Source organism: Nostoc sp. 'Lobaria pulmonaria (5183) cyanobiont' (genome assembly GCF_002949795.1).
Taxonomy (GTDB): domain Bacteria; phylum Cyanobacteriota; class Cyanobacteriia; order Cyanobacteriales; family Nostocaceae; genus Nostoc.
In genome coordinates this window covers 3,137,331-3,162,470 of sequence record NZ_CP026692.1, presented here as the reverse complement: position 1 = coordinate 3,162,470, position 25,140 = coordinate 3,137,331, and the positions used below count along the sequence as shown (strand labels likewise).

At 42.0% G+C, this 25,140-nt stretch carries 19 protein-coding genes and 4 pseudogenes; 8 read left to right on the top strand and 15 right to left on the bottom strand.

The features are described from left to right. Positions 1-88 precede the first annotated feature (88 nt). From NLP_RS13755 to NLP_RS13745, 4 genes and pseudogenes are all read right to left on the bottom strand, one after another. Positions 89-1,471: a carotenoid oxygenase family protein gene (locus tag NLP_RS13755; protein WP_104906875.1), complete on the bottom strand. Its 1,383-nt coding sequence runs from the start codon at positions 1,469-1,471 to the stop codon at positions 89-91. 213 nt (positions 1,472-1,684) lie between these two features. Beyond that, positions 1,685-1,834, bottom strand: a pseudogene (locus NLP_RS33130) (efflux RND transporter permease subunit); the annotation flags it as partial. Positions 1,835-1,917: 83 nt separating this feature from the next. Continuing rightward, positions 1,918-3,501: an efflux RND transporter periplasmic adaptor subunit gene (locus NLP_RS13750; protein WP_104906874.1), complete on the bottom strand. Its 1,584-nt coding sequence runs from the start codon at positions 3,499-3,501 to the stop codon at positions 1,918-1,920. 956 nt (positions 3,502-4,457) lie between these two features. Further along, entirely contained in the window at positions 4,458-5,747 is a 1,290-nt protein-coding gene (locus NLP_RS13745; protein WP_104906873.1) for a glycosyltransferase family 4 protein, read from the bottom strand. Positions 5,748-7,055: 1,308 nt separating this feature from the next. On the opposite strand from NLP_RS13745, the gene glyS reads away from it, so the two are divergent. The 3 genes from glyS (at position 7,056) to NLP_RS13730 (ending at position 11,743) form a co-directional block, all read left to right on the top strand. Beyond that, the gene (gene glyS / locus NLP_RS13740; protein ID WP_104906872.1) at positions 7,056-9,206 is read left to right on the top strand and encodes a glycine--tRNA ligase subunit beta; all 2,151 of its coding nucleotides are present in this window, start codon (positions 7,056-7,058) and stop codon (positions 9,204-9,206) included. A gap of 84 nt (positions 9,207-9,290) precedes the next feature. Continuing rightward, the gene (gene murD / locus NLP_RS13735) at positions 9,291-10,811 is read left to right on the top strand and encodes a UDP-N-acetylmuramoyl-L-alanine--D-glutamate ligase (protein ID WP_104906871.1); all 1,521 of its coding nucleotides are present in this window, start codon (positions 9,291-9,293) and stop codon (positions 10,809-10,811) included. Positions 10,812-11,521: 710 nt separating this feature from the next. Next, the gene (locus NLP_RS13730) at positions 11,522-11,743 is read left to right on the top strand and encodes a ferredoxin-thioredoxin reductase variable chain (protein WP_199784860.1); all 222 of its coding nucleotides are present in this window, start codon (positions 11,522-11,524) and stop codon (positions 11,741-11,743) included. A gap of 5 nt (positions 11,744-11,748) precedes the next feature. On the opposite strand, the gene NLP_RS13725 is transcribed toward NLP_RS13730, so the two are convergent. The 7 genes and pseudogenes from NLP_RS13725 to tnpA form a co-directional block, all read right to left on the bottom strand. Continuing rightward, entirely contained in the window at positions 11,749-11,970 is a 222-nt protein-coding gene (locus tag NLP_RS13725) for a hypothetical protein (protein ID WP_104906869.1), read from the bottom strand. Positions 11,971-12,092: 122 nt separating this feature from the next. After that, positions 12,093-12,904, bottom strand: a pseudogene (locus NLP_RS13720) (YdcF family protein). A 118-nt stretch (positions 12,905-13,022) separates the two neighbouring features. Then, positions 13,023-13,529, bottom strand: coding sequence for a hypothetical protein (locus NLP_RS13715; protein ID WP_104906868.1), 507 nt, complete (start codon positions 13,527-13,529; stop codon positions 13,023-13,025). A 113-nt stretch (positions 13,530-13,642) separates the two neighbouring features. Then, positions 13,643-15,172 carry a bifunctional aminoglycoside phosphotransferase/ATP-binding protein gene (locus NLP_RS13710; RefSeq protein WP_104906867.1) on the bottom strand — a complete coding sequence of 510 codons (1,530 nt, stop codon included), beginning with the start codon at positions 15,170-15,172 and terminating at the stop codon, positions 13,643-13,645. Between the two features lie 74 nt (positions 15,173-15,246). Continuing rightward, a complete protein-coding gene (locus NLP_RS13705; RefSeq protein ID WP_104906866.1) occupies positions 15,247-15,864 on the bottom strand; it encodes a 50S ribosomal protein L25/general stress protein Ctc in 618 nt (205 codons plus the stop codon). 91 nt (positions 15,865-15,955) lie between these two features. Continuing rightward, positions 15,956-17,299: an adenylosuccinate synthase gene (locus tag NLP_RS13700; RefSeq protein WP_104906865.1), complete on the bottom strand. Its 1,344-nt coding sequence runs from the start codon at positions 17,297-17,299 to the stop codon at positions 15,956-15,958. A gap of 179 nt (positions 17,300-17,478) precedes the next feature. Then, a pseudogene (gene tnpA, locus NLP_RS13695) lies at positions 17,479-17,879 on the bottom strand (IS200/IS605 family transposase). A gap of 46 nt (positions 17,880-17,925) precedes the next feature. On the opposite strand from tnpA, the gene NLP_RS13690 reads away from it, so the two are divergent. Further along, positions 17,926-19,050, top strand: a complete 1,125-nt coding sequence (locus NLP_RS13690) for an RNA-guided endonuclease InsQ/TnpB family protein (RefSeq protein WP_104909842.1) — start codon at positions 17,926-17,928, stop codon at positions 19,048-19,050. Positions 19,051-19,430: 380 nt separating this feature from the next. After that, entirely contained in the window at positions 19,431-21,599 is a 2,169-nt protein-coding gene (locus NLP_RS13685; RefSeq protein WP_104906864.1) for a PAS domain S-box protein, read from the top strand. 37 nt (positions 21,600-21,636) lie between these two features. Here the strand turns inward: NLP_RS13685 and NLP_RS13680 are convergent, their stop codons facing one another. From NLP_RS13680 to NLP_RS13670, 3 genes are all read right to left on the bottom strand, one after another. Next, positions 21,637-21,915, bottom strand: a complete 279-nt coding sequence (locus NLP_RS13680) for a hypothetical protein (RefSeq protein WP_104906863.1) — start codon at positions 21,913-21,915, stop codon at positions 21,637-21,639. Positions 21,916-22,305: 390 nt separating this feature from the next. Further along, on the bottom strand, positions 22,306-22,563 hold the full coding sequence (locus NLP_RS13675) for a hypothetical protein (RefSeq protein WP_104906862.1): 258 nt from the start codon (positions 22,561-22,563) through the stop codon (positions 22,306-22,308). Then, positions 22,526-22,885, bottom strand: a complete 360-nt coding sequence (locus tag NLP_RS13670; RefSeq protein WP_104906861.1) for a DUF6972 family protein — start codon at positions 22,883-22,885, stop codon at positions 22,526-22,528. The genes NLP_RS13675 and NLP_RS13670 overlap by 38 nt, the downstream gene beginning before the upstream one ends. A gap of 332 nt (positions 22,886-23,217) precedes the next feature. Between NLP_RS13670 and NLP_RS33125 the strand changes: the two genes are divergently transcribed. From NLP_RS33125 to NLP_RS13660, 3 genes and pseudogenes are all read left to right on the top strand, one after another. Then, positions 23,218-23,376: a hypothetical protein gene (locus NLP_RS33125; protein ID WP_158680369.1), complete on the top strand. Its 159-nt coding sequence runs from the start codon at positions 23,218-23,220 to the stop codon at positions 23,374-23,376. Positions 23,377-23,653: 277 nt separating this feature from the next. Further along, positions 23,654-24,067 (top strand): peptide-methionine (R)-S-oxide reductase MsrB, encoded by a 414-nt coding sequence (msrB, locus tag NLP_RS13665; protein ID WP_104906860.1) that lies wholly within the window; start codon positions 23,654-23,656, stop codon positions 24,065-24,067. Positions 24,068-24,152: 85 nt separating this feature from the next. Next, a pseudogene (locus NLP_RS13660) lies at positions 24,153-24,312 on the top strand (IS701 family transposase); the annotation flags it as partial. A 159-nt stretch (positions 24,313-24,471) separates the two neighbouring features. On the opposite strand, the gene NLP_RS13655 reads toward NLP_RS13660, so the two are convergent. After that, positions 24,472-25,131, bottom strand: a complete 660-nt coding sequence (locus NLP_RS13655; protein WP_104906859.1) for a 2OG-Fe(II) oxygenase — start codon at positions 25,129-25,131, stop codon at positions 24,472-24,474. Between the last annotated feature and the right edge of the window lie 9 nt (positions 25,132-25,140).

The following is a 25,140-nucleotide window of genomic DNA, read 5'->3' as shown; positions in this document are numbered from 1 at the left end:
ACACAAACCAAGTCCACCTGTCAAAGAATTTAAAACCCGCCTAAGCGGGTTTTATCTGTGTAGACGCAGTTTCTAACTACCCATTGAGCTATTCCCCGGCAAACCAAGCACCATGAAACCCATAAGGCACTCGTTGCGGAATTATCACCCGCGCTACAGGTTTAGCCGTCACATCTTGGGCATTCACTACTACTAATTCTGAAGTGTTTGAATTCTCATCGTGGACGAAAGTCATCAGCCAACCATCATCCTCAGTAGTTGCACCAGGACGCGGCGCAAATACAGTTTCACCGCTATAGCGCCCCTGTCCAAATTCATGTATTTGAGATTTTCCATTGCTGAAGTCGTATTTGATGATACCTTCAAATAAAGGTACGGGACTGTTTGCCGCTTTGTTAGTGTAGCCATATCGGTTTTGTCGCCCCAATCGGTTTTCATTGACGCGGGGAAATTCCGAAGCTATATCATCCAACATCTCTTCACGCACTGACCCCGTGCTAAGGTTAAATCGCCAGCGATGCAAACGGGGAATATTTGCGTTTGGATCGGGTTGCGAATCATCAGAACTCAAAACACTTGTAGAACTCATACGACAGGCAATCAGCACTACTTCATCTCCCTCTTCGTAAGCGTTGAGGGTATGGAAGACGTAGCAAGCAGGACTTTCAAACCAGCGGATATTACTGTTGTCACCATGACGTGGTATAATGCCGAAGCGACTGGGGCGATCGCGCTCAAACATCATTACAGGTTCTCCCCGTTGCGATCGCTCTGGGTTAAAAGTCAGCGGCAAATCCATGAAAATCGTGTAGTTTTCAGTGATGGCGAAATCGTGCATCATCACTCCTATTGGCAGTTCAATTGGCACTGTCCGCAACAGTTCACCTTGTGCTGAGACCACACTATATTGCAGGTACGGTGGCGCAAATAGAGAATAGCCAAAGAAGATCATTTCCCCTGTAATGGGGTCTACTTTGGGATGGGCTGTGAAGGCAGAAATCAGCTTGCCATTGTAGCTATACTCGCCAATTGTTTCTAATTCAGGCAGCTTGATAGCGTGAGGTTTACCCCCCTCATTCAGCGCCAACATCTGACCAGCGTGCCACACTAACGCAGTATTGGCAGTATTTTTGTAAGCACCGTAAGGATTATCCATCTGTGGTGGTTCTAACAATCCACTCCAAATAGCTTTACCTGCTTCTCGTTCTTTTTTCCATCCGACTGTCTGGACGTAGCGGTTACGATAAGTGGCTATGCCGTTGCTAATTTGCACACCATGCAACATCCCATCCCCATCAAACCAATGATATTGACCAATAGGCGTCCATTGAGGGTTAGGGCCATTCCGCACAAACATCCCTGATAAGTCAAGGGGTAATTCACCCATGACTGGCAATTTGTCGGTGGTGATTTCTTCATGGACTGGAGCAAAATTCCTATCGAGATAGGGATTGACTGCTATTGTTACCATAGTCTTGATTTAAACGTACAATTGTACTATAGTTCAGGTTTATCTTCATGCCCACATGGGAATTTTGAGGGCGTTGTGGAATTTTTGCAATCGGTCTACAAATTCAATTTTTTCTCTAGCTGTTTAATTTGTTTGATTTGTAGGAAGTTCATTCATCTTCATAATGGAGTGTGCTACAGCAGATATCTAAATATTTATTTAGCGATCGCTTCTGTAGTTGGAAGTTACACTAATTTGGGTGCGACTAATTTCTGGGAATCTAGCGATCGGTAGTGTGGGAATACTGATTAATCCTATTAAAAGTATGATGATCGCACATACCGACGCAAAAATTGGCCGCTTAATAAAGAAGTCAACAAACATAGTTTAAAAATTGGGCATTGGGCATTGGTTATTCTCCTTGTCTCCCTGTCCCCCCTGCCCCCGCGCCCTTATCTTCTCTTCAGCTAAGGCTTCTGGCTACCAACTTCTTGTGTTTCAGGAGTAATGGGAGCGCCATTGGTTAAGTTAAGAATGCCGGAAACAACAATTTTCTCCCCCGCTTTTAGTCCTTGGATAACTTGATAATTATTACCCTCAATAACTCCTAATTTCACAGGCTTTTGTTGAGCTACCAAAGATGGCGCTCCAGGTTTAGACTTTTCTGCTGGCGCTTGCGCCACAAATACAAAAGTCTCTCCACCCAAGCGAGATACTGCTGTAACTGGAATTAAAATTCCTGGCCGTTCGTTCCAGATCACTTTAGTTTGCACTGACTGAAGATTCAGCAGTCGATTTCTCGAATTACCAAAGTTGGCTTTTACCAAAACTGTCTGCGAATCTAAACTAGCGTTTGGGGAGATAAAACTCACCTTACCCCTTGCTATGGGATTGCTTTGGGCGTTTAGCATTTGCACTGGTAATCCCAAGCGCAGCTTTTTGGCATCTTCTAGCGGAACGGAAATATTCAGTTGTAAAGAGTCATTTCTAGTTAGTGTAGTGAGTTGATCGGCTTTTTCCACATAATCTCCCACCTTTGCTGGAATATCACCAACAATGCCAGTGAAAGGTGCTAAAACTTTTGTGTATTGCAATTGGACTTGGGCAGCTTGAACTTGGGCAACTGCTTGAGTTACTTGCGATTGCGCTTGGGCAATTTCTTCTGGACGAGAACCATTTTCTAGTTGTCTTAAGTTTTGTTTCTGTTGTTCCAAGGCACCAGCTAACTCATTGATACTAGATTTTCTGCTTTGGCGGAGTTGGTCTAGGCGTTTCTGGGCTACAACCAGGGCAGCTTCAGCACTTTGCTGTTCTTTAACATATCCTTCTAAGGTATCTTGAGAAACTGCGCCCTCTTTTCTCAATTGTGCGTATCGCTTGGCGCGTGACTGTGCTAGTTCCACATCGGATTTAGCTGACTGAATTTGAGCCTCAGCCTGAGCAATTTCTTCTGGTTGCGATCCCGATTGGGCATCCCTAAAGCGAGCTTGGGCTTGGGCTAACTGCGCTCTAGCTTGGGCAACTTCTTCTTGTCGCGTACCTGCTTTGAGTTCAGCAAGCTTTGCTTGGGCTTCTTGCAGTGAGCCTCTAGCTTGTAACAATTGAGCTTGGACATTATCACTTTGCAGACTAATAATGACTTGTCCTTGTTGAACGCGGTTGCCCTCTTGGATGAAAATCTCGGTAATTCGTCCTTCAACCTGTGGCTTGATGAGTACTGAACGCGGAGCCTCTAAGGAGCCAATAAACTCCGAACTTTGCTGCACGGTTTGAGTTTGCAGAGTCGTTAGCTTGACCGGAACTGCTCTAGGTTGACCAGCATCTGCCCCAGCCTCTGGTGCTTTGCTAGCATTACTAGTTTGCCACCAGTGCCAACCAAAACCTACACCTGCAATTAATAAGACGATTCCTAATATCAGGGGCCAACGCCGTTTTTGAGGTGGCTTAGGCGATCGCTCTGGCAATTGTTGCGATTCTTGACTAGAATCAGTAACAGCAGGCTGTTCTGTTTCAATGGAAAGGGGAGAGTCAGGGAACTCAGAATGGGGCATCTTCGTTTTCTCGTCTTGTGGATTTAGACTTGGGCAATCTACTTTTCGCTAAAAAAGCATTAATTATTTGAATAGTTTTTTAGCCTTTTTCTCTATGTTGGTAAAAAATATGTTTGGGTATTTGGGCGATCGCTCACGATGTCTAGCACCTAAAATGAACCAATTCTGTTTAGCACATTATGGTTTATTTGTACATTACTTAACTCCGTTCAATTTCTTAAAGTGTAGTTTATAGTTTTTTGTTAGTAAGTATAAACACAGTGCTTTAGCTCAGAAAGAAAGCACGGTTCATGTTGTTGCAGCTAAAGCTTCTGCCTGTAAAGCGATCGCTTCGGTAATCAGAGCAAGTTAGTAGTAGCTCTTTAGTTCTGGAAATGACGAAATCAATTTACCTCATTAACCGCAGCAACACAAGTAATTTCTCGCGTTGTCGCTGTGGTTAAACCTGTCGTTGCAAATACCTTAGTTGCTGACTAGATCAAGGGTGCATAAGTTTGTGCCGTACTTGATGCTAATGTTTTCTATGAGTGTTTGCAAGCGCTTGCTTGCATTATAACCACATAGCAGACAATATTGGTATTATTTACAGATGAGTTTATCGCTCTTGAGTAGTACTGAATACTGATCTTAAGGAAGAAAAGAGTCTGGAGCGATGCCTTCTCTACGAAACACTTCTCTACGAGAGGCTCCGCCAACGCGTGGCTTGCTTCCACCTATGGGTACGGCAGGCTACGCCTACACTGATTAATTCAGATATATTAATCATCAAGTTATCCTCACTAACAACGACGTGCAATCAATCAGTATTCTCTAGATTCCTATTTTTGACCAGTCTCAACTTCCTACAGTTAGTTCACCCGATTGGTTGATCTTTAACTCACCCGAATGGGTGATTTAATTTATCCCAATCGGGGTTTTATTTGTGTAGCTAACGAGTGAGAAATCTTCAATCCTGTTTAACCATCCACAACTGATTTCTTAGAATCGAATTTTGGTAAGATACCCACAGTTGATTTTCGGTTAGTAACAATATGAGAAAAAAGCCACTCATACCGATCGAGCGCTTGCTCTAAGGAATAGTTTTCTTCGGCAAATTGTCTTCCTGTGTTACCTAGCTTCGTTCCTAGAGCAGGATTAGCATATAAATCATACACCGCGGCAGCCATTGCTTGGGGTGATTCTGGTTCAACAACTATCCCACCACCACTGAGTTCGATCGCTTTAGCAGCAGTACCAGTGGCAGGAACTGAACCCACAATTGGGCGACCACTCGCCAATAAGAGTGGTATTTTTGAAGGCATATTGAACGAAATCACATTGTGCTTTTGCACAATTAGCCCGACATCAGAAGCTGCTAGCATTTCAGGTAGTTTTTCTCGCGGCTGTAACGGTAGTAGCAAAACATTATCTGCTCCATTTGATAGACAATATTCCTGCAACCTTTGCAATGCTCTTGATTCGCCAACAATGACAAAAACAATATCTCTGATATGACGTAAACAAACGGCTGCTTCTATTACTGTCTCTAAACCTTGCGTTAGAGCAATGTTGCCTGAATAAAGTACTACAAATTTCCCATTTAGTTGATGGTTAGATATCCAAGAGTTGCTCTGTTTCGGTAACGGGCGAATGAAATTTACATTTACCCAATTGGGAATACAAACGATTTTATTAACAGGTACTCCTTTATTTACTAAATTCTCACGAAACCCATCAGCGATTACACTAATAGTGTGTGCAGTCCGATATGCAAATTTCTCTAAAGCTGCAAGAGTTCGAATCATCCACTTGTTTTTTAATAACCCGATACGCACAGCAGCTTCTGGTAAAATATCTTGCACATTTAGAACTACTGGGCAGTTGTATACCCAGCCCAATGTTGTTGCTGGTAACGTACCTAGTAGGGGCGGGACTGTTAAGATAATCACATCTGGTCGCCCACCTTTAAAGGCTTGGGGTAAGCTTGTGAAAACAAAGCTCAACTCCAGTAATAGCCGATCCACGAGGTTAGGTTTAGACTTAATTCGGACGTAACTTCGCGCAATTGTGACGCCATTTTTTTGTTCTGTAAGATACCATCTATTTTGATACCCATCGTAAATTTCGCGCTGAGGATAGTTGGGCATTCCCGTAATCACTCGCACTTTATGACCTCGCTTTACTAGTCCTTCTGCCAATTCAGTCATTAACGGAGCAATTCCAATTGGCTCTGGATGATAGTTGTAGGAATAAATTAGAATATGCATGAACTATATTATGAATTTCGTGAAGACAGATGAGATGATCGGATTACTTACTTAAATAGACAGGAGGGCTGCTATTTCTATTACTTACAGCGTTTTTTTGCATGAAGTACAAAGCTACTGGTTTGGAGGCAAAAAGCAAAGGTATAAACTATTTGTATCTGATTTGTATCCCTGCACTTTGTACCTCGTTTATTTGCAAATACTGTATTTTGACTTGTAAAATTGTTTGATTAAAATTGTGTTAAACATTAGATTAGAAATTTTCCTAGTGGTTTTTAAAAGATAATTTTTGTACTCCTTAGAACACTTAAAAATAAAAAGGTGACTTTGTATAAACGAGTTAGGCTATTGATAAATATAGGCTTTATTTTCTGGTGATTATGACAATAGTTGGTCTGTTTATTTCCGAACTAATGCCTAAATTTACACTTGGGGAATTGTAGCATTATATTCAGTATTATGCATACAACCCTCATTCCGCCTTTTAAACTGGCACATGAAGTATTTTTAACTGAATCATCAGTATTGTATTAATTAGAGAGAATCCGACTTTTTAAGTAGTTTAAAGCCACTGACCAAAACACTGTTGAGTGCTGAGGTAAAAGTAAAATTAATTGCACTCAGCACTGAGCTTTGTAAAAGTGTTAATGACGAACTATTAGAGATTTGGTGAAATTAAATATGCGTTATCCAGAATCCTTGTAGAGATTTAACAATGCTGCGTCTATACATTATTTTTCACTCAATATTTATAATGAGGTTAAAGATAACCCCACTAGTTTACTGAACTAAATAGGTAAAACGGCGTAAATATTTTTAGTTGGAATGAGGCAGGAGGCAGTAGGGAAGAGGGTTTTAGCCTCGTTCATTTTTATTAACATAGTTTAGTTTTATTCTACCGACCTACTTAAGCTTACGATGGAAATATATATCCGTAAATACCGCATAAAACCACGTATGTAATGTAATGAATTTATAAAGATAAGCACTTTTTTTATAAAGTTTTGCATAAAATGCCAGATATATAGCGATGTCTTACGACAAGCCGCTCCTTTGTATACAATCCAATCTGACCTAACTTCCATGCCTGATTTATCTTAGGACTTACGCAAAAAACCTCTCTAACTCTTATTCCTCTGTGTTCTCTGCGCTCTCTGTGGTTTGATTTGGCGTGACCTGTGCGTAAGTCCTATATCTATAGGGGTTTTTTCCTTGTCCACTTCGATCACCGATTCAGCTAAAAATCACGAGCGATCGCTTGAGAATAACTGATAAAGTTGAGCTACGCAAAGTTGAAAACAGTGTCCTATGCCTGGGTTTCTATTAGAAGTTGGTACAGAAGAACTACCTGCAAGTTTTCTCAGTGATGCTTTAGTGCAATGGCAGGAACGCATTCCCCAAAGCCTGGAAGCAAACAGCCTCAAGGGCGATGTCCAGGTGTACGGTACTCCCCGGCGGCTGGCGGTAGTGATTAAAGGTCTACCATCTCAGCAACCAGACCGAGAAGAAGAAATAAAAGGGCCCCCCGCCCAAGCCGCCTTTAAAAATGGTCAGCCGACAGCAGCAGCAGCAGGCTTTGCCAAAAAGCAAGGTGTGGAACTGGATGCGCTATCTGTTCGCCCCACTGACAAAGGGGAATTTGTATTTGTGCAAAAAAGAATTTCCGGTCGTCCTGTGGCGGAAATATTGACAGAACTGATTCCCCTATGGATTTGGGGTTTGGAAGGTAAGCGGTTAATGCGTTGGGGGAATGGGGATGCGAGGTTTTCCCGACCAATTCGTTGGCTAGTAGCTTTGTTAGATGAGACGGTACTACCTTTAGAATTAGTGAATGGTTCTAAAACGATTCAGAGCGATCGCCTGACTCAAGGTCATCGGGTCTTACATCCTGAACCTGTGACAATTGCCCAAGCTACTGATTATGTTACCACCCTCAAGTCTGCATCTGTCACCGTTGACCCAGAAGAACGGGGGAATCTGATCGCAGAGCAAGTAAAGGCAGTAGCAGAGAATTTAGGCGGGTATACAGTAATTTACCCCGATTTGTTAGCGGAAGTAACCAACCTTGTAGAATATCCTTCCGTAGTTGTTGGTAAATTTGAACCAGAATTTTTGGAATTACCAACAGAGGTAATTACTGAAGTCATGGTTACTCATCAACGTTATTTTCCTGTATTCAAACCAGGGAGTTTTCAGCAAGAATTATTGCCCAACTTCATCACCATTTCTAACGGCGATCCGAAAAAATCAGATATTGTTGCCGTCGGCAATGAAAGGGTAATTCGTGCCAGATTAGCTGATGGCAGATTTTTCTACGAAGCTGATTTAACTAAGCCAATAGATAGCTTTTTACCCCAGTTAGAAAAAGTCACTTTTCAAGAAGAATTGGGTTCGGTGCGTGCCAAGGTAGATAGAATAGTTGAAATTGCCGACCAAATTAGCAGTCAATTAGAATTAGCAAAGAATCAAAGCCAAAGAATCCAACGTGCTGCTTTATTATGTAAAGCAGATTTGGTGACACAAATGGTGTATGAATTCCCAGAATTACAAGGTATCATGGGAGAAAAATATGCCTTAGCTAGTGGTGAAGATGCCGAAGTTGCAAAGGCAATTTTTGAACATTATTTGCCAATAGGAGCAGGTGATAGTTTCCCGGAAACGCTCACGGGTCAAATCGTCGGTTTGGCAGATAGATTAGATACTTTGGTGAGTATCTTTGGTTTAGGTTTAATTCCCTCTGGTTCTTCTGATCCCTTTGCTTTACGTCGGGCGGCTAATGCTATAGTTAAAATTACTTGGCGTTATAATTTACCGATAAATTTAGATAATCTATTGGCACAAATAGCCACGGACTTTGCAGCAAAATATCATAAAGACCGGGCATCATTAACCACAGCATTACAAGAGTTTTTCTTACAACGCATCCGCACTTTACTACAAGAAGAAAAGCAGATTGATTACGACTTGGTAAATGCAGTTTTGGGAGAAAATGACCCAGAATACACAGAACGGACGTTAAAAGATTTATTGGATGTCCGCGATCGCGCCTTATACTTACAAAAAATCCGCAACGACAGTACTTTAGATAACATCTACGAAACCGTTAATCGTTCCACACGATTAGCCGCCCAAGGTGATTTAGATACAAAACAGCTAGAACCAACAACCGTAGTCCGTCAAGAATTATTCCAAAAGCCTTCTGAGATAGCTTTGTATAATGCGCTAATCGAATCAGTACCTCAAACTCAAGCAGCACAGCAGACACGAAATTATCAACTGTTAGTAGCAGCATTAGCAAAAATTGCTCCGACAGTTAGTAACTTCTTTGATGGCCCAGATAGTGTTTTAGTTATGGACTCCGATCCAGAAGTCAAGCGTAATCGGTTACATCTGCTCGGATTAGTTCGCAATCATGCCCGTGTTTTAGCTGACTTTGGTGCGATCGTCAAAAATCTGTAGCGTAGGTCAACAAAAACTGGTGTAATTTTTGCCAAGAAACGCTACTATAGGGAGTGCTTAACCAGGGACACTCTGCTGCAATCTATGCCTAGAGCTACTGTAATTGGATTGGGAAAGTCCGGTATTGCTGCGGCGAGATTGTTGAAACGGGAAGGTTGGGAGGTAGAGCTGAGCGATTCCGCCAGTGCGGACAGCATCGCTGAACGCAACACCTCCGAAACCCTCCTAGAACAACAACAAGAACTCGCTGCCGAGCAAATAACCGTTAAACTAGGACAATCCCTAGAATTGAATGGTGCTAATTTACCCCAATTAATAGTCGTTAGTCCTGGCGTGCCTTGGGATATTCCCGTATTAGTTGAGGCACGCCAATTAAGTATTGAAACCATTGGGGAAATAGAACTCGCTTGGCGAAATTTGCAATCGCTACCTTGGGTAGGAATTACTGGCACTAACGGTAAAACTACTACTACAGCTTTAATTGCTGCCATTTTCCAAGCAGCAGAATTAAATGCACCAGCTTGCGGTAATATTGGCTACGCTGCTTGTGAAGTCGCTTTATCTCAGGCGGGCAGAGGGGCAGAGGGGCAGAAGGGCAGAAGTGAAGAAACTGCAATCCAAAATCATATTGATTGGGTAATTGCCGAAGTTAGCAGCTATCAAATAGAATCTTCGAGTTCTCTTGCTCCCCAGATCGGAGTTTGGACGACTTTTACGCCAGATCACCTCAGTCGCCATCAGACTTTAGAGAACTATTACAACATCAAAGCCAAGTTATTACGTCAGTCTGAGTTGCAAGTATTCAATGGCGATGATGCCTACTTGAGCCAACTAGGTTTAAGTGCTTGGCCTGATGCCTATTGGACAAGTGTCAGAGGAAAAGATTTTCTGATTAGCGAAAAAGGCTTTTACATCGAAGACGGCTGGGTTGTGGAAAAATTGACTGCAACCTCTGCACCAGAACCGATTGTGAAAGTATCTAGTTTGCGAATGGTGGGAGAACATAACCAGCAAAATATTTTGATGGCAGTAGCAACAGCAAGATTAGCGGGAATTAATCGTGATGCGATCGCGCGTGCAATTCGGGAATTTCCTGGCGTTGCCCATCGTTTAGAGCATATCTGCACGTGGGAAGGTATTGATTTTATTAACGACAGCAAAGCCACCAACTATGATGCTGCTGAAGTTGGTTTAGCATCCGTTAACAGTCCAGCGATTTTAATTGCTGGTGGAGAAGCCAAAGCAGGTGATGATAGTGGCTGGCTAGCACAAATTCAAACCAAAGCTGCTGCTGTGTTATTGATTGGCTCTGCTGCACCCGCATTTGCCAAACGTCTTCGAGAGGTCGGGTATCATACATACCATATTGTGGAAACTATGGAAAGGGCAGTTCCCAAGTCGGCAGAATTAGCCAAGCAGTATCAAGCGCCTGTGGTATTGCTATCTCCGGCTTGTGCGAGTTTTGACCAGTACCGAAATTTTGAGGTACGGGGCGATCGTTTCCGTCATCTATGCCTTGCTTGGGCAGGAGGTTGGAAACCCGCCAGAGTAGACCTTCCAGAGTTTGAAAACTCTACTCAAGAGTCCATAGTTCAAAGTCGATAAGCATTGTTTGTCTACAAGTTTGTAGTCAGGACTTTAGTCCTGACTACAAACTCTCAAAACTAACTTGACAAAATACTAGTACCGCAAGGCGGAAGTCAAAAGTCAAAAGAAATACAGCGTAAACGTTTCGTTGATTTGAAATGGGTTGTTTATTTCCGCCGCGCTGTACTAGAAAGATTATTTGGTACTAATTTAGTAGTTTTCTAGAATTACGCGGCTGCGGTTGCGTTTAATTCGTTTGGTATCGCCAGCTAGACGCCTCACGGTGGAAAGTTTGTATTGTTTAAATAGTTTATGTATAAAACTCGGAGCAACTCAGAAACGCTCCGCTAATTTGCGCGATCGCAATAACAAAGCATCTGCCATACACAAAAATTTGTGAGAGAGTTGACCTGGGGAACATCCTAGAGTCAAGATAAAAGGGTTGGATATCTTGTCAAAGTACTAAGCACATCCGATATCGCCTGATTTTCTTTCATTTTCCTGCTTTTGGGTTAAAGAGGAAGGCTATAGGCGATACTTATTAACGCGGCAAAAAACTTAAAAAAGTACGCACGGATTGCTAAGACGTGCCTGGACGCAGAGGGTTAAGCCGTTGCACCCCGATGAAGCGTCAAGAAATAGCTGATTAAATCAAATTCTAAGCGATTTAATCATATATTTTGTAGCAGATACTTGTGGAAAAGAAAATGCTAGGTGTAAATGTTGTTATGAAAGTTGGCGATCGCGTCCGCGTTAAAGATTCAGTAGTGGTGTATCATCATCCTGAACATCGGAGTCAGCCTTTTGACATAAAAGGCACAGAAGGCGATGTAATAGCTATTACCACCCAATGGCGAGACAGACCAGTAAGCGCTAATCTGCCAATTTTAGTCCAATTTAGTAAAAAGTTTAAAGCCCATTTACGTGAAAATGAGTTAGAAATCATCTAAATCGCTTATCGGCGGCGAAACCACTGAAAAATATTCAGTTCGCCGCGCATTTTTTTAAGGTCTTGGCGGTTTTCTTCTGCTGTGGTATAATACCAATCACAATGACGCTGAAACTCTGACCGTGATCGAACTTCGTGATAAAACTGATGGGTTGTTTGGTAAGAGGCAAAAGCTTCCTCAACTTGGGGTTGAGCAGCTGGCATAATATAAGGTAAATTTTTTGACATAAAATTAAGAGTAGTAGAGACGCGATTAATCGCGTCTGTTTTGAATTCAGCTAATTACCGCACTTCCTAATTAATAACTCATAATTCATAACTCATAACTTTCTAACAACTCCTAACTTTAATTAAAGCCAACCGCGTAAGCGATAAACTAAAGAACCAATATACTCTTTTAAAGCGGTGGTAAACTGGTGTAAATTGTCGGTATCAGGTAATAAATTTAGTATAGCGGCTTTGGGAGTACTACCGAGTTCTTGCAATTCACCCTGACTAACTAAAAAGTCAGTGGGTGCAGGAATAGCATTGATTCCTTGACGCTGGAAAATCTGAAGCGATCGCGGTAAATACATTGCCGAAGTTACTAATAATACCTGACGAATCCCACGAGATAATAAGATTTTGCGGACATTTACAGCATTTTGATAAGTATTGAGAGAGTCAGGTTCTTGGATAATCGCCTCGGATGGAATACCAATAGATGTAAGTATTGTTGCCATATCTGCCGACTCTGGCGAACCACTTCCACGCCAATCAATGCGGCCGCCGCTCAGAATGATTATAGGGGCTTTTTTCTGGCGATACAGTTGTGCTGCGTAGATGAGGCGTAGGCGTAGCCCGCTGTAGGCATCGCCTGCTTCACTTAAATCGACAGTAGGTCTTGGGAAAAAAGCTGATTTCGTTGCGCCAGCCAAAACCACAATCGCTTCTGCATTAGGTATTTGAGCAGGTGGAAGATTTTGCCATTCTAGCGATCGCACTAATGATTTACCAATCCAAGCATTACTACAAAATAGCAATAAAGTTAGGGCAAAAGCAATTGCGATCGCCGCAGTCCGCGGTCGTTTCCACAAAGTCACTAATGCTACTACTAAGCTTACACACGCTACTCCTAGTGGATAAAAAATAGTGGCAGTAATTTAGAGAGATATAAAAACATATTATTAGGGCATGGGGCATGGAAAATAGGAGATCAGGAAGTGGGGAAGAAAAACTATTGATTATTGATTATTGACCAATGCCCAATGCCCAATGCCCCATGCCTAATTCCCAAATTATTACCTTTCCCAAAACCTGAAATTGAAGCTACTTCCAGGAGCGCGACGGTAACGGCGGCCAACTCTTCTGATTTGCCGTTTGTTGCTTCTTTCGGTTGTTGGTTCAACTTCGCCCTCTTCTGACTCTTCAACTTGCAACTGAGTTCTAGTTTCTTCCTTACTTCCCCACCAAGCAGTAATCCAGCCTCCAGCTAAAGCGCCTAATCCACCTAGCAAAATACTCATGGGTGCTGGATAGCCCAAATATACAAAGCCCAGCATGAAAAATAACCAGTATTTCAATCCTGCATCAACACCATCAGAGGAGGCAACAGCTGGAGCCTGGGCGCTATTATTGGTTAAATTTGCGATCCAGCTTAAGATGAAACCACCCATGATTCCTAAGAAGATGCTCAGGGCTGGTGCAGAGCCGGTCATTATTAATATAAATGTTAAAAATGCCCCAAATAATAGTTGAGAAAAGAAGCTGGGAGAAATGCTGAAAAAGTCGTTCTTTTTGTCTGCCATAGAATAAAAAACTTATTAACCAATTACTAATTTGTAATTCGTAATTTTCAATTTAATTACGAATCACGTTAGCGCAGCGTTAGCGACGCAGGAGCGTCATTAAGAATTACGAATTATTTTAATTGTGCCTGTTGTGGTTGAGTTGTATCCCAAATCTTTACATAAGGTTGTTCTTCTTCAGTGAAGGGTTCAGCTTGTTTCATTTGTGAGGCTAATAAATCGGCAGTGGCATCAGCAATATCACCAGTGCGATTCTTCAAACGCTCTTTTAGAACTTCAAGGGGTGCTGTGCATTGGATAATCTGAAGGGGAAGTTGATGCTTTGTAGCTTGTGCGATCGCTTCTTGCCGTAATTGTTGTTTATCATACTTGGCATCTAAAATTACCGAAAAACCTTGTTTAGCCAGGATAATTCCCAATTCCAATAGCCGTGTGTAAGTTTTCTCGGTCATCTCCGGTGTATACAAATCATCGCCACCCTTTTCCCACAAAGGAATTTCCCCTAAATGCTTCCGCACCGCATCAGAACGCAGGTGAATCGCTCCTTGTTGACGGGCTAAAGACCTTGCTGTGGTACTTTTACCAGAACCCGACAACCCCGACATCAAAATTAGTTGTCCCAAGTTTGGTTTAGTGTATTCCCAAGCCTGTTTGTAATAATCAGCAGCCGTTTTTGTCGCTTCTTCCTTTACCGTCGCGGGTACACTCGGATCGTCTAGTAAAAATGATGTCACCTTTGCCCGGACATAAGCCTGACGACTTAAATACAATGGCAGCACTTGTAAGCCTTCCCAGTCTCCAGTTTGCTCTATATAGGCATTCAAAAATGCATTACCCAAGTCTTTACGCTGCCGAGCTGACAAATCCATCACCGTAAATGCCACATCGTACATCACATCGACAAAGCGAAACGGCTCATTAAATTCAATGCAATCGAACAACAAAATTTTATCGTGCCACAGGGCAATATTTCTCAAGTGCAAGTCTCCGTGACATTCACGAATATAATTGTTGTGAATTCTGCTAGCAAATAATTCTGGACGTTCGGCAAAAAAGTTATCTGTATATTGCTTTGTTTCTGTAAATTGCGCCTGAGTCTGGGGGCCACCAATATACTTCTCAGTTTGCTGATAATTCTCATCAAAGGCAGCCCGAACATTTGGCACTTCGCCAAAAGTGCGAATGTAATCATTCGTCTGTGCTTGAGCATGATATTGAGCTACCACCCGTCCTAACTCAGCTAGGAGTGTCTCATTTAACTTACCCTGTTCAAACAGTGTACTTAATAACGACTCTTCAGGAAACTGACGCATCTTCAGCGCGTATTCTACAGGCTCAACAGTTCCCCCTAACTGGTATTGCTCCCCGACCAGAGTTATGGGCAAAACTTCTAAATACAGTTCACCAGCACCCCGCTGATTTAACCGTAACTCTTCCTGACAAAAATGCTGCCGCTTATCTAAGGTGGAAAAGTCCAAAAAGCCAAAATTCACAGGTTTTTTCAGTTTATAGGCGTAATCTCCAGTCAACACTACATAAGAAATGTGAGTTTGAATTAGTTGAATGGGTTCTGTTACCGGATGGGGATAAAATCCCGGCTGCAACATTTGCTCAATAAAAGCTGGAAGAGTTACTTCTGTCATCTCTTTGCTCTGCGGGTTCAAATACAAAAAAACCAGGAGTTTCCCCCTGGCTATCATCAAAAATTATTACACACTTACGTAGCTTCAGAGGTTGTTTCAGTCTCTAACTCAGCTTCATCCTCAGCAGCAGCGCTGATTTGCGGCTGCGAGACGCTAACTACGACTTGCTCCGTATCACCAAGAACTGTGACACCTTGAGGCAAGACTAGCTCCTGAACACGCAAGCTGTCTCCGATTTGCAGATTAGAGACATCAATTTCAATTATTTCCGGGATGTTTTCTGGCGCACAACTCACTTGCAACTCAGTGATAACAGTGTCTAAAAAACCACCTTCTTCTTTAACACCAACAGCAGTTCCCACAAAACGCAGCCGTACTTCTACAGTGGTGTCGCCGTGGCCCGCAACCGCGAAAAAGCTGAGGTGGTAAGGCGTACCTTTTGCGGGATGAATCTGAAGTTCCCGCAGCAAGGTATTACCGCGCCAAGGTGCATCGGTAATATTTAAATCAATCAAGGTGTTGTTGACGGAAGCTCTTTTGAGCAAGCGCTCAACAGTTTTGGCATCAATGGTGAAAGAAATGGATTCTGTACCCTTATGACCATACAAATTGGCAGGTATCAGTCCAGCACGGCGCAAAGCTCTTGGCTTGCTGCCTTCTAGACGTTTTTGAGATTCGACTGTAATAGCCATAAAAGTTGTCCTTTGTCAGTTGTCCTTTGTCATTTGTCATTTGTCATTTGTCATTTGTCATTTGCTAATGATTAATGACCAATGACCAAATTTACGCACTAAGTAGGGTAGCAGGTGTGCCGTCGGGGTGCAGTAAAGCGCGTTTGGGCCCGTGGATAGGGTCTTCTACGATTATGGTTTGATCGCGGCTGGCTCCTAGTGAGACGATCGCAATCGGAACTTCCATCAATTCGGCTAAGAATTTGAGATAATCCAATGCTGCTTGTGGCAAGTCTTCTAGGGTGCGGCAGTGGGTTGTTGACACTTTCCACCCCGGTAAGGTTTTGTAGATGGGGCGACATCTAGCAAATTGACGAGAACTGGTGGGGAAGTGTTCGCTGCGTTGACCATCTATGTTGTATGCGACACAAACTTGGATTGACTCTAATTCATCGAGAACATCCAGTTTGGTCAGCGCCATACAATCCATGCCGTTAATCCGCACGGCATAGCGACCGATGACGGCATCAAACCAGCCACAGCGGCGTTTGCGTCCGGTGGTTGTGCCAAATTCCGCACCGCGATCGCACAACAATTCTCCCAACTCTCCATCCAATTCAGTGGGAAATGGCCCCTCTCCCACACGGGTTGTATAGGCTTTCGACACCCCAATTACCCGGTCAATCGTTGTCGGCCCTACCCCAGTTCCAACGCAAGCCCCACCCGCCACCGGGTTAGAGGAGGTGACATAGGGATAAGTTCCATGATCTAAGTCTAAGAGCGTACCTTGTGCGCCTTCAAACAAAATATTGCGCCGTCGCCCAATCGCATCAGATATTTTCAACGATGTATCAACAACATAAGGTCGCAAGCGTTCTGCGTACCCCAAATACTGCTCAATCACCTCTTGTGGATCTAGAGGCGGCAAGTTGTAAAGCTTTTCTAAAATGACGTTTTTATAATTAATCGTCCACTCCAACTGCTCACGCAGCCCATCTGGGTCCATCAAGTCTAAAACCCGAATGCCTGTACGTTCAGATTTATCAGCATAAGTCGGCCCAATGCCCCGACCTGTGGTGCCGATCTTATGGCTTCCCCGTCGTTCTTCAGATGCCTGGTCAATTAATCGATGATAAGGCATCGTTACGTGGGCTGTCTCAGATATCAGCAGGTGGTCAGTGGAAATATTTAACTCTTTTAGTTGGTCGAGTTCTGCGATCAAAATCTGTGGATCGATGACTGTTCCACAGCCGATAATGCAATCGGTATTTGGATACAAAATCCCAGAGGGAATCAAGTGCAGTTTAAAGGTCTGACCTTTAACTACAATCGTGTGTCCAGCATTGACACCCCCTTGGTAACGCACCACAACATCTGCGGAACGGCTGAGTAAGTCAGTTATTTTACCTTTTCCTTCATCGCCCCATTGGGCACCTATGACAATGACGTTAGCCAAGAGCTTATATTAAGAAGTAAAGTTTCCACAAACTATTATTATTAACATAGTGCTTGAATCATGTCAAGCTAATTGTAGTAAGAGCCTACAGACGTGCGCCTTGACAGGAAATTACGAATCGTGATGCGTAAAGCCCCCGGCTAAAGCACGGGGGATATAAGCGAACGCGCTGAATTTATTCAGCCGTGATGTGGATCATTGATATAGTCCAGTACTTTTTGTGTGCTGACTTTTCCTGTGGTATCAAACATATAAGAATGTGTCCACAAACTAGGAAGCTTAAGTAATCAGGAAATTCTTGCCTCAAAATCCGTGAGGAGCGTCCTTTAAACGCTTTCACAACCTGAGCAATTGAATGATGCGGATCGTATTCTACCAGCAAGTGGATATGAACTGGTGCAATTTCTAAAGCTTTGATAACCCATTTATTGTCATTGGCGACAGACTGAAATACTTGAATACATCGAAATTTCAAGTCTTCGTTATTTGCAAATACCCTTCTACGCCTGCATGGTATCCAGACTAAGTGAACAGTTGCTAACCCTAAGCTGTGATTGTAATGATTGTATACAGTTTTCATGTAGATGAGTATTGATTATCTACATGATAAATGGTATTATGTTTACATGAAGACATTAAAGTTTAAGTTGTACCAACACAAGCGAAATAGATACCTCAAAGCTAGTATTAATGCCGCTGGGGTAATTTACAACTATTGTATTGCTCTCCACAAAAGATATTATCGGATGTGGGGAAAACACTTAAACTGTGCAAAACTTCAAGCTCATATTGCCAAGATACGCAAGCGTAAAGAGTTTTGGCAGTCGGTTGGTTCTCAGGCAGTGCAAGATATTTGCCAACGCATAGAGAAAGCCTACCAACTATTTTTTAAATACCATAAATCATGTGTTAGACCGCCAGGATTTAAGAAAGTCAAGAAGTATAAATCATTTACACTAAAGCAAACAGGGTACAAGTTTTTAGGTGGTAATCGCTTAAGAATTGGAAACAGGGTTTATCAATACTGGAACTCTAGAGAGATTGAGGGGAAAATCAAAACTTTGACCATTAAGCGCACACCACTTGGTGAATTGTTTGTGGTCATTGTCGTGGATAGTGATGATGAATCAAAAATCAAATTCACGACTGGTAAGACAGCGGGATTTGACTTTGGACTGAAGACATTCCTCACTTGTTCAGACGGTTCTAAGATTGAATCACTCCAATTCTTTAAACAATCACTCAATTGCTTAAAGAAAGCGAATCGGCATCACTCTAGAAAGTTAAAAGGTTCATCCAACAAAGAACGAGCAAGAAAAAACTTAGCACGCGCCCATGAAGACATAGCCAACCGCAGAACTGATTGGTTCTGGAAATTAGCGCATAACCTAACTAATAGATTTGATGTGCTGTGCTTTGAAACGCTAAACCTCAAGGGCATGAAGCGTCTTTGGGGAAGGAAAGTTAGTGATTTAGCGCTTCGAGATTTCCTAGATATTTTGGGTTGGGTGGCGAAGAAAAAAGGTAAACAAGTGGTCTATATTGACCAGTGGTATCCTTCTAGTAAAACTTGTTTCTGCTGCGGACATGTAATAGACACTTTGGATTTATCGGTCAGAGAGTGGCGTTGTCCATCATGTCAATCTGTGAATGGGCGCGATGACAACGCGTCTAAGAATATTCAAACCGTTGGGGCATCAATGGTTGGGTTAGGCGATTTCAGACGGGCTACGCCTGCAATCGCTGTCTGAGCCTAGAATCCCCCGAATTCAATTTGGGGGAGTATGTCAACTGGTTTTGTTTTGGATTTACGGATAGTGTGGGGTTAATTAAAATTCCCAATCAGAGATGTTGCATTGTCACGTCTCTGCAAATATTATAGATAGGCAAATTATCCGATCCGAACTGTATTGGCAACACTACAGCTAAAAATGAATTTATATTAAAAATGAACGGATTTATTTGTGAATATCATGTATAAATCATCATCCCTAAAAAACTAGAGATTTACAACCATAACAGATTGTATTTTGCTACCCGTGTTATCAAAATCCGGAAAATATTCTCAGTATTTGTTTTTAATCTTTAATCTTAACTGATGGAGGGCATCTGCGGCAGAAAGGGCGATCGCATGAGCAAAAAATGGTATCGAGTCCAAAAGCTGAAAGCAATATTCGTCCTAGCATTGGCAGTTGTATTTACTAATGCTGTAGTCTCATATAGCAATACTGTGAAGCTGATTCACAACCAGCAATGGCTAACAGACTCCTATAAAGTTATTACCCAAATTGAAAGTATCCAATTTACACTCAAAGATACTGAAATTGCACAACGTAGTTATTTAATTACAGCAGATGCAGATGATTTACAGACTTATCTTGCAGCTTATCAACAAACTAATAGCAATATTCAGATTCTCAAAAATTTAACTGCCAAGAACCATCAAAAGCAGCAGTGGATTGCTTTGCTAGAGCCGAAAATTACCAACAGACTCAACATTTTACAACAAGAAATTTACCTCAGCACAAACCAGGGATTAGAAGCAGTTCGGCAGCAAATATTATCTGATAATGACAAGCAAATTGGCAAAGAGATTCAACAACTGATTAACGACTCTTTGAAGGCAGAGCAAAATTTATTACAGCAGGGAATGCAGCAGTCACAAGCAAATTCCCAAAAGGCGATAGTGACATTTTTTATCGCTGCAATTGTGGATTTGGTGCTGGTGGCGCTGCTGTATGATTTATTGTGGCGTTATATCAGGCAACTTCAGCAGACAGAACTGGCCCTACGCCAAAGCGAAAATCGTTTACGAGCCATAATAGATGCAGAACCAGAATGCATCCAGTTAATTGCTAGAGATGGCACCCTTTTAGAAATTAATGCAGAAGGGTTGGCAATGATGGAAGTGGAAAGTGCTGATATCTTGATTGGTAAACCAGTTGATGCCGTAATTGTGCCAGAGTATAAAGCCGCCTTTGCCGACTTGCATAAAAATGTCTGTCAAGGTAATAAGGGGACTTTGGAGTTTGAAATCGTGGGATTTAAAGGCACTCGCCGCTACATCGAAACTCATGCCGTACCATTGCGTAACGAATCTGATCACACGTTCATCCATTTGGCACTGACGCGAGATATAACCCAGCAAAAACAGGCAGAACAGAAAATTCGCGAACAAGGGTTGCTGTTAGATGTATCGACTGATGCGATTTTGGTGCGAAATATCCATAACCAAATCTTATTTTGGAATAAAGGTGCTGAACGTCTATACGGCTGGAAAGCTGAGGAAGTTGTGGGTAAGAATGTTTTACAACTTTTATATAAAGAGATTTCACCACAGTTAGAAGATGCTTACTTGAGGGTGATGAATACAGGTGAGTGGCAGGGTGAGTTGCATCAACTGACAAAGGAAGGCAAAGTAATTATTGTTGAAAGTCGGTGGACACCGATCCGAGATGATAATGGACAACCCAAATCCATTTTGAGTGTGAACACTGAGATTACGCAGCAGAAACAACTAGAAGCTCAACTTCTGCGATCGCAACGTTTGGAGAGTATCGGTACTCTAGCTGGCGGTATCGCTCACGACCTCAACAACATACTATCGCCAATTTTAATGTCAGTTCAACTGTTGCAGAAGAAATTGCCCGATTCGCAGAGTCAGCAAATACTGCAAACTTTAGAAAATAATGTCAAACGCGGTGCTAATTTGCTTAAACAAGTGTTATCTTTTGCACGGGGTATTGAAGATAAACGGACAATTGTGCAAATTCAGCTTTTGATGGCAGAGATTGAGCAAATTATCGCTCAAACATTTCCTAAATCTATTATTTGCCAGATAGATATCCCTAAAAATCTCTGGTACGTTCGTGCAAACATAACTCAACTACATCAGGTATTGATAAACTTGGTAATCAACGCCCGCGACGCTATGCCCAATGGCGGTATTCTTAGGATTGCGGCGGAAAATCTAGTGATTGGCGAACATTCTGCTCAGATAAATATTGATGCGAAAGTGGGTTCTTATATTGCGATCGTGGTGACGGATACTGGTATGGGGATGTCGTCAGAAGTCCAGCAAAGGATTTTTGAACCATTTTTCACTACCAAAGAAGTAGGCAAAGGTACAGGTTTAGGACTTTCTACAGCGTTGGGGATTATTAAGAATCACGGTGGTTTTGTCAATGTTTACAGTCAAGTAGGCAGAGGTACTCAATTTACAGTCTACTTACCTGCCTCAACATTCAAAGACACACATTCGCTATCTCAACAATTGGAATCAGTTATAAAAGATGGCTAAACAACTTAATGGTTCGATAGCTTTATTGTCGATTCCATCAACTCAAAATTGTCCGAAGTTTTGCTAACATATCTGGAGAACGCGCAAACAACTCATCCCAGCGATGTTCATCTTCAAGTTCTTCTAGGATCATCGTTGCGATCGCATTTTCTGCCAATTCTATCAAGCGGTTAAGAGCATCATCATTTTGTGCGTTTGCAAGCATTTCACCAACTTTATTGATTTCCTGCTGTAAAGCTATTGGTAAAGGAGAATCTAATTCTACCAAAGCTGTTAAAAAAGCGTGGAGGGTGACTGTTTGTAGTGGGTTAAACATAAGATGGAATAGCGGGTAAAGGAAATAAAGCTAACATCTAAAATAGGTAAAAAGCGCTGGCTTTCCAACGAACTGGCTCCTTTTACCCTGTTGTACTTGGTTTACCAGTTAAAATAAAGCCAGCCGAATAATATTTACACCAATTCCTCATAACTAAATCTATGTAAAAATATTTAGATAGTTAGAGATAAGTATAAAAATATACTATATATTACAATAAGAAAGGCGATCGCAGACTCTTAACCGAGGGCGATCGCCTTTCATTTAACCCCTACAATTGGAGTCAAGTATGATCATTGCACAATCAAAAAAGTTTGCCAAATCACCACAAAAGCAGTATTTACCTACCCAAGGGGAGACGCCAAGGGCGATGGGGTTTCCCTAGGTGGATTAAAGAACTTCTTCAGCCAAAAGTAGCCCCTTGACTCGTTCATATTCATCTTCAAGAAGCCATTCTTGGGCGGCTTGATAGTTAGAGTGAGTGACTATAAGTTTATAATCAGATGCAGGGTTAAAAATACGACAAGTCCCATCTCGATCGCCAACTAACATGAGAATCTTAGGTGGAAAAAGAACTGGATCAACCCACAGTTCTAAAAACTTCCAGGTTTTAGCTTGTTCTGCGAGGTCTGGTGCGTGGGATTGCATGATACTCACCTGTCGTTTTCACGATTTTGATCTCACCGTAGTAAAGTGGGGTTTGGCTCCCATCTGCTTTAATTATGTAACCGATCGGCTCTGAAAAGTAGAGTCCATATCGTTCGTAATCGTCGTCTTCATCATCTATTCCAGTTCGCTCTCCCCCTCCAATAATAGCTTGTATCACTAGTTCTAGGGTTTCACGATCGCTAAATACATGCGCTCTGCCTTCTCTGTGCAGCAGTCGTTGGACTTGAGGGGTATTAGGCAAATGGCGATCAATTAGGCTTAGTCGGGGATCTGGCGTGATATCTCGGTCAATTCCGCTCATGGGTTGGGCGATCCCACACTATATCAAAATCGCTATTGTAAGCGATCGCTTGTGCTTATTACTGGCAAGATAATGATTGGCTCAAAGGAATGCAAAGTGGTAGGTAGGGTGATCGCTTAAAGATGGGCAGCTTTATTGCATGATAGATATTGAAAGATAGGTTGTTAGCACAGGAAAAGGCAGATGTCTTTGCCAGTGCAGATTTAGGTAATGCCCTTACACTAAATGAAAATAACTTACAGCAGAATTCAAGTATTTGAACCACATCTGTTGTAGGGGTGCAAGGCCTTGCGCCCCTAACGCGTGGTCTATTTACCTGAAAATAGCTGTAAGTGGGGAAGTCGAAACGTTTGCCAGAAATACTATCTATGCGATCGCGCCAACGATCTGACAATTCCGGGCTGGCGCGATCGCAAAACTTGTACATCAAAGCAATATCCTCATTACTAGCAAGTATCTCCAACTTGAAGAGAGAAAAGCGATCGCTGTGATTAAAGCATCGGATGTCATAATAGCTACAGAATAGTCCGAAAAGAGTAAGTTGTGGCGATCGCTTCATAGATGCAGAAAAGAAACCTTTTAACCAAGGGATTTATAAAAGCGATCGCCAGCCAAATACAAACTCAACTCTAATCCTTGCAGAACGCCTAAAATTAACGCATAGATCATAAAAGTCATAGAAATGCGATCGCCTTATCTACTAACTATTTTGATATACTACACAAATAGTTGGAATGAAATAAGTCGTGCTAGTTTTATGAGGCAATTATGACAACTTCAAATAGTGAATTTGAAATCATCAAAACTGAAGAAGAGTGGGGTGCAATTTTAACGCCAGAACAGTATGAAGTAATGCGTCAACATGGAACTGAACGCGCTTGTACTAGCCCACTTGATAAGCAAGATACTAAGGGTACTTATATATGTGCAGCTTGTAGTCTACCACTTTTTACATCTAATACTAAATTTAACAGTAGTACAGGCTGGCCCAGTTTTTTCGCTCCCATAGAAGGGGCAATTGGTACATCTATAGACAAATCATATAATATGACCAGAACTGAGGTGCATTGTCGTCGTTGTGGTAGTCATCTAGGTCATGTATTTGGCGACGGCCCTCCCCCTACTAGCCAACGCTACTGCATGAATGGGATTGCGCTCAAGTTTATTCCTGAGGCAGACTGATTTTTACAAGTAAATTTTTTGTTGTATTGCTCAAGAGATAGTAGGTTCAGAAGTCAGGAGGAACCATTATTTATTTTTGTACAGGTTAAGACGAAGGTGGGCGTCGAAACCTTTAAACACTTTTACTGAAGCAATAGATGCTTTTAGAACAGCCATTTATTTTCGCTTCTTTGATTGGTTGAGCGTTCATCGTGACGTATTTGCTTCTTACTTATAAATCTAGTTTGGGCTACATTTTGGCTTAATTTTTGTTTAAGTTCCGCTAAAAAAGGGCAAGAATAAAAGCGTTGGCGTAGCCCGCCGCAGCCATCACTTTTCATATAGTCAATGCAAGAATTCATGGTTAAATTAGTTAGTATTAGTATTTTGAGCAAAATTCCCCTCAGAATTTGCTAAACAATAACCTAAGACTCTGGTAGCCAAAAGCAAGTCTGTAGATGCAAACGGTGTTGAGTTGCATTCAAGGAAATAGGGGAAACCATGTGCCAAGAGCGATCGCAACGTACAATAGCAACTGAATATTGAGGCAATGGTGGAACTTCTTTAACTACAGATGTAGTCTGATTATCTTTGAGAACTCGGAAACACCCTCCCCACTCTGGGTTCCATCCTTCATTTAAATAGAAAAGTTGAGTTACATGTTTACGCAGGATATCTGTATGAGGACGGTTCCAGAACCCTAAATCATGTCGTGTTAAATAAATTGTTAGTGAATGGTTTTTCAAATCCAAATTAGTCAGATGCTCCATCGCCTCTCGATAATCAGGAGTGAGAAGTTGTTCAATCAATTTTTGCCAACTAAGACTCAGATCCTTGATATCTTGTAGACCTTTGTACTTACTTTCATCCAGAATGCAGCGTGCAAAAAACCTGTAGTCATTATATGTATATTCCGGGTATCCATCTGGCTCAAAGTCTCTAGCATGATATTCTTTATAGTTTGTAGTAGGAAAACTATTTGCTAATTCAGATTGTACTGAAGTGTCAAGCAAGTTTTCAAACACAATCCATTTATAAGGAATTGACTGCATAGTTGCATTACTAATTGCACTCAAGTTCAACATAATCCCTCC

Bases quoted from the DNA above. Each gene is read 5' to 3' on its own strand.
- NLP_RS13690 (WP_104909842.1), top strand. From the start codon at position 17,926: ATGAAGACATTAAAGTTTAAGTTGTACCAACACAAGCGAAATAGATAC.
- NLP_RS13675 (WP_104906862.1), bottom strand. From the start codon at position 22,563: ATGCAATCCCACGCACCAGACCTCGCAGAACAAGCTAAAACCTGGAAG.
- NLP_RS13750 (WP_104906874.1), bottom strand. From the start codon at position 3,501: ATGCCCCATTCTGAGTTCCCTGACTCTCCCCTTTCCATTGAAACAGAA.
- NLP_RS13745 (WP_104906873.1), bottom strand. From the start codon at position 5,747: ATGCATATTCTAATTTATTCCTACAACTATCATCCAGAGCCAATTGGA.
- NLP_RS13715 (WP_104906868.1), bottom strand. From the start codon at position 13,529: ATGGCAGACAAAAAGAACGACTTTTTCAGCATTTCTCCCAGCTTCTTT.
- NLP_RS13685 (WP_104906864.1), top strand. From the start codon at position 19,431: ATGAGCAAAAAATGGTATCGAGTCCAAAAGCTGAAAGCAATATTCGTC.
- NLP_RS13730 (WP_199784860.1), top strand. From the start codon at position 11,522: ATGAAAGTTGGCGATCGCGTCCGCGTTAAAGATTCAGTAGTGGTGTAT.
- NLP_RS13670 (WP_104906861.1), bottom strand. From the start codon at position 22,885: ATGAGCGGAATTGACCGAGATATCACGCCAGATCCCCGACTAAGCCTA.
- NLP_RS13755 (WP_104906875.1), bottom strand. From the start codon at position 1,471: ATGGTAACAATAGCAGTCAATCCCTATCTCGATAGGAATTTTGCTCCA.
- msrB (WP_104906860.1), top strand. From the start codon at position 23,654: ATGACAACTTCAAATAGTGAATTTGAAATCATCAAAACTGAAGAAGAG.
- NLP_RS13725 (WP_104906869.1), bottom strand. From the start codon at position 11,970: ATGTCAAAAAATTTACCTTATATTATGCCAGCTGCTCAACCCCAAGTT.
- NLP_RS13710 (WP_104906867.1), bottom strand. From the start codon at position 15,172: ATGACAGAAGTAACTCTTCCAGCTTTTATTGAGCAAATGTTGCAGCCG.
- NLP_RS13705 (WP_104906866.1), bottom strand. From the start codon at position 15,864: ATGGCTATTACAGTCGAATCTCAAAAACGTCTAGAAGGCAGCAAGCCA.
- murD (WP_104906871.1), top strand. From the start codon at position 9,291: ATGCCTAGAGCTACTGTAATTGGATTGGGAAAGTCCGGTATTGCTGCG.
- glyS (WP_104906872.1), top strand. From the start codon at position 7,056: ATGCCTGGGTTTCTATTAGAAGTTGGTACAGAAGAACTACCTGCAAGT.
- NLP_RS13680 (WP_104906863.1), bottom strand. From the start codon at position 21,915: ATGTTTAACCCACTACAAACAGTCACCCTCCACGCTTTTTTAACAGCT.
- NLP_RS13655 (WP_104906859.1), bottom strand. From the start codon at position 25,131: ATGTTGAACTTGAGTGCAATTAGTAATGCAACTATGCAGTCAATTCCT.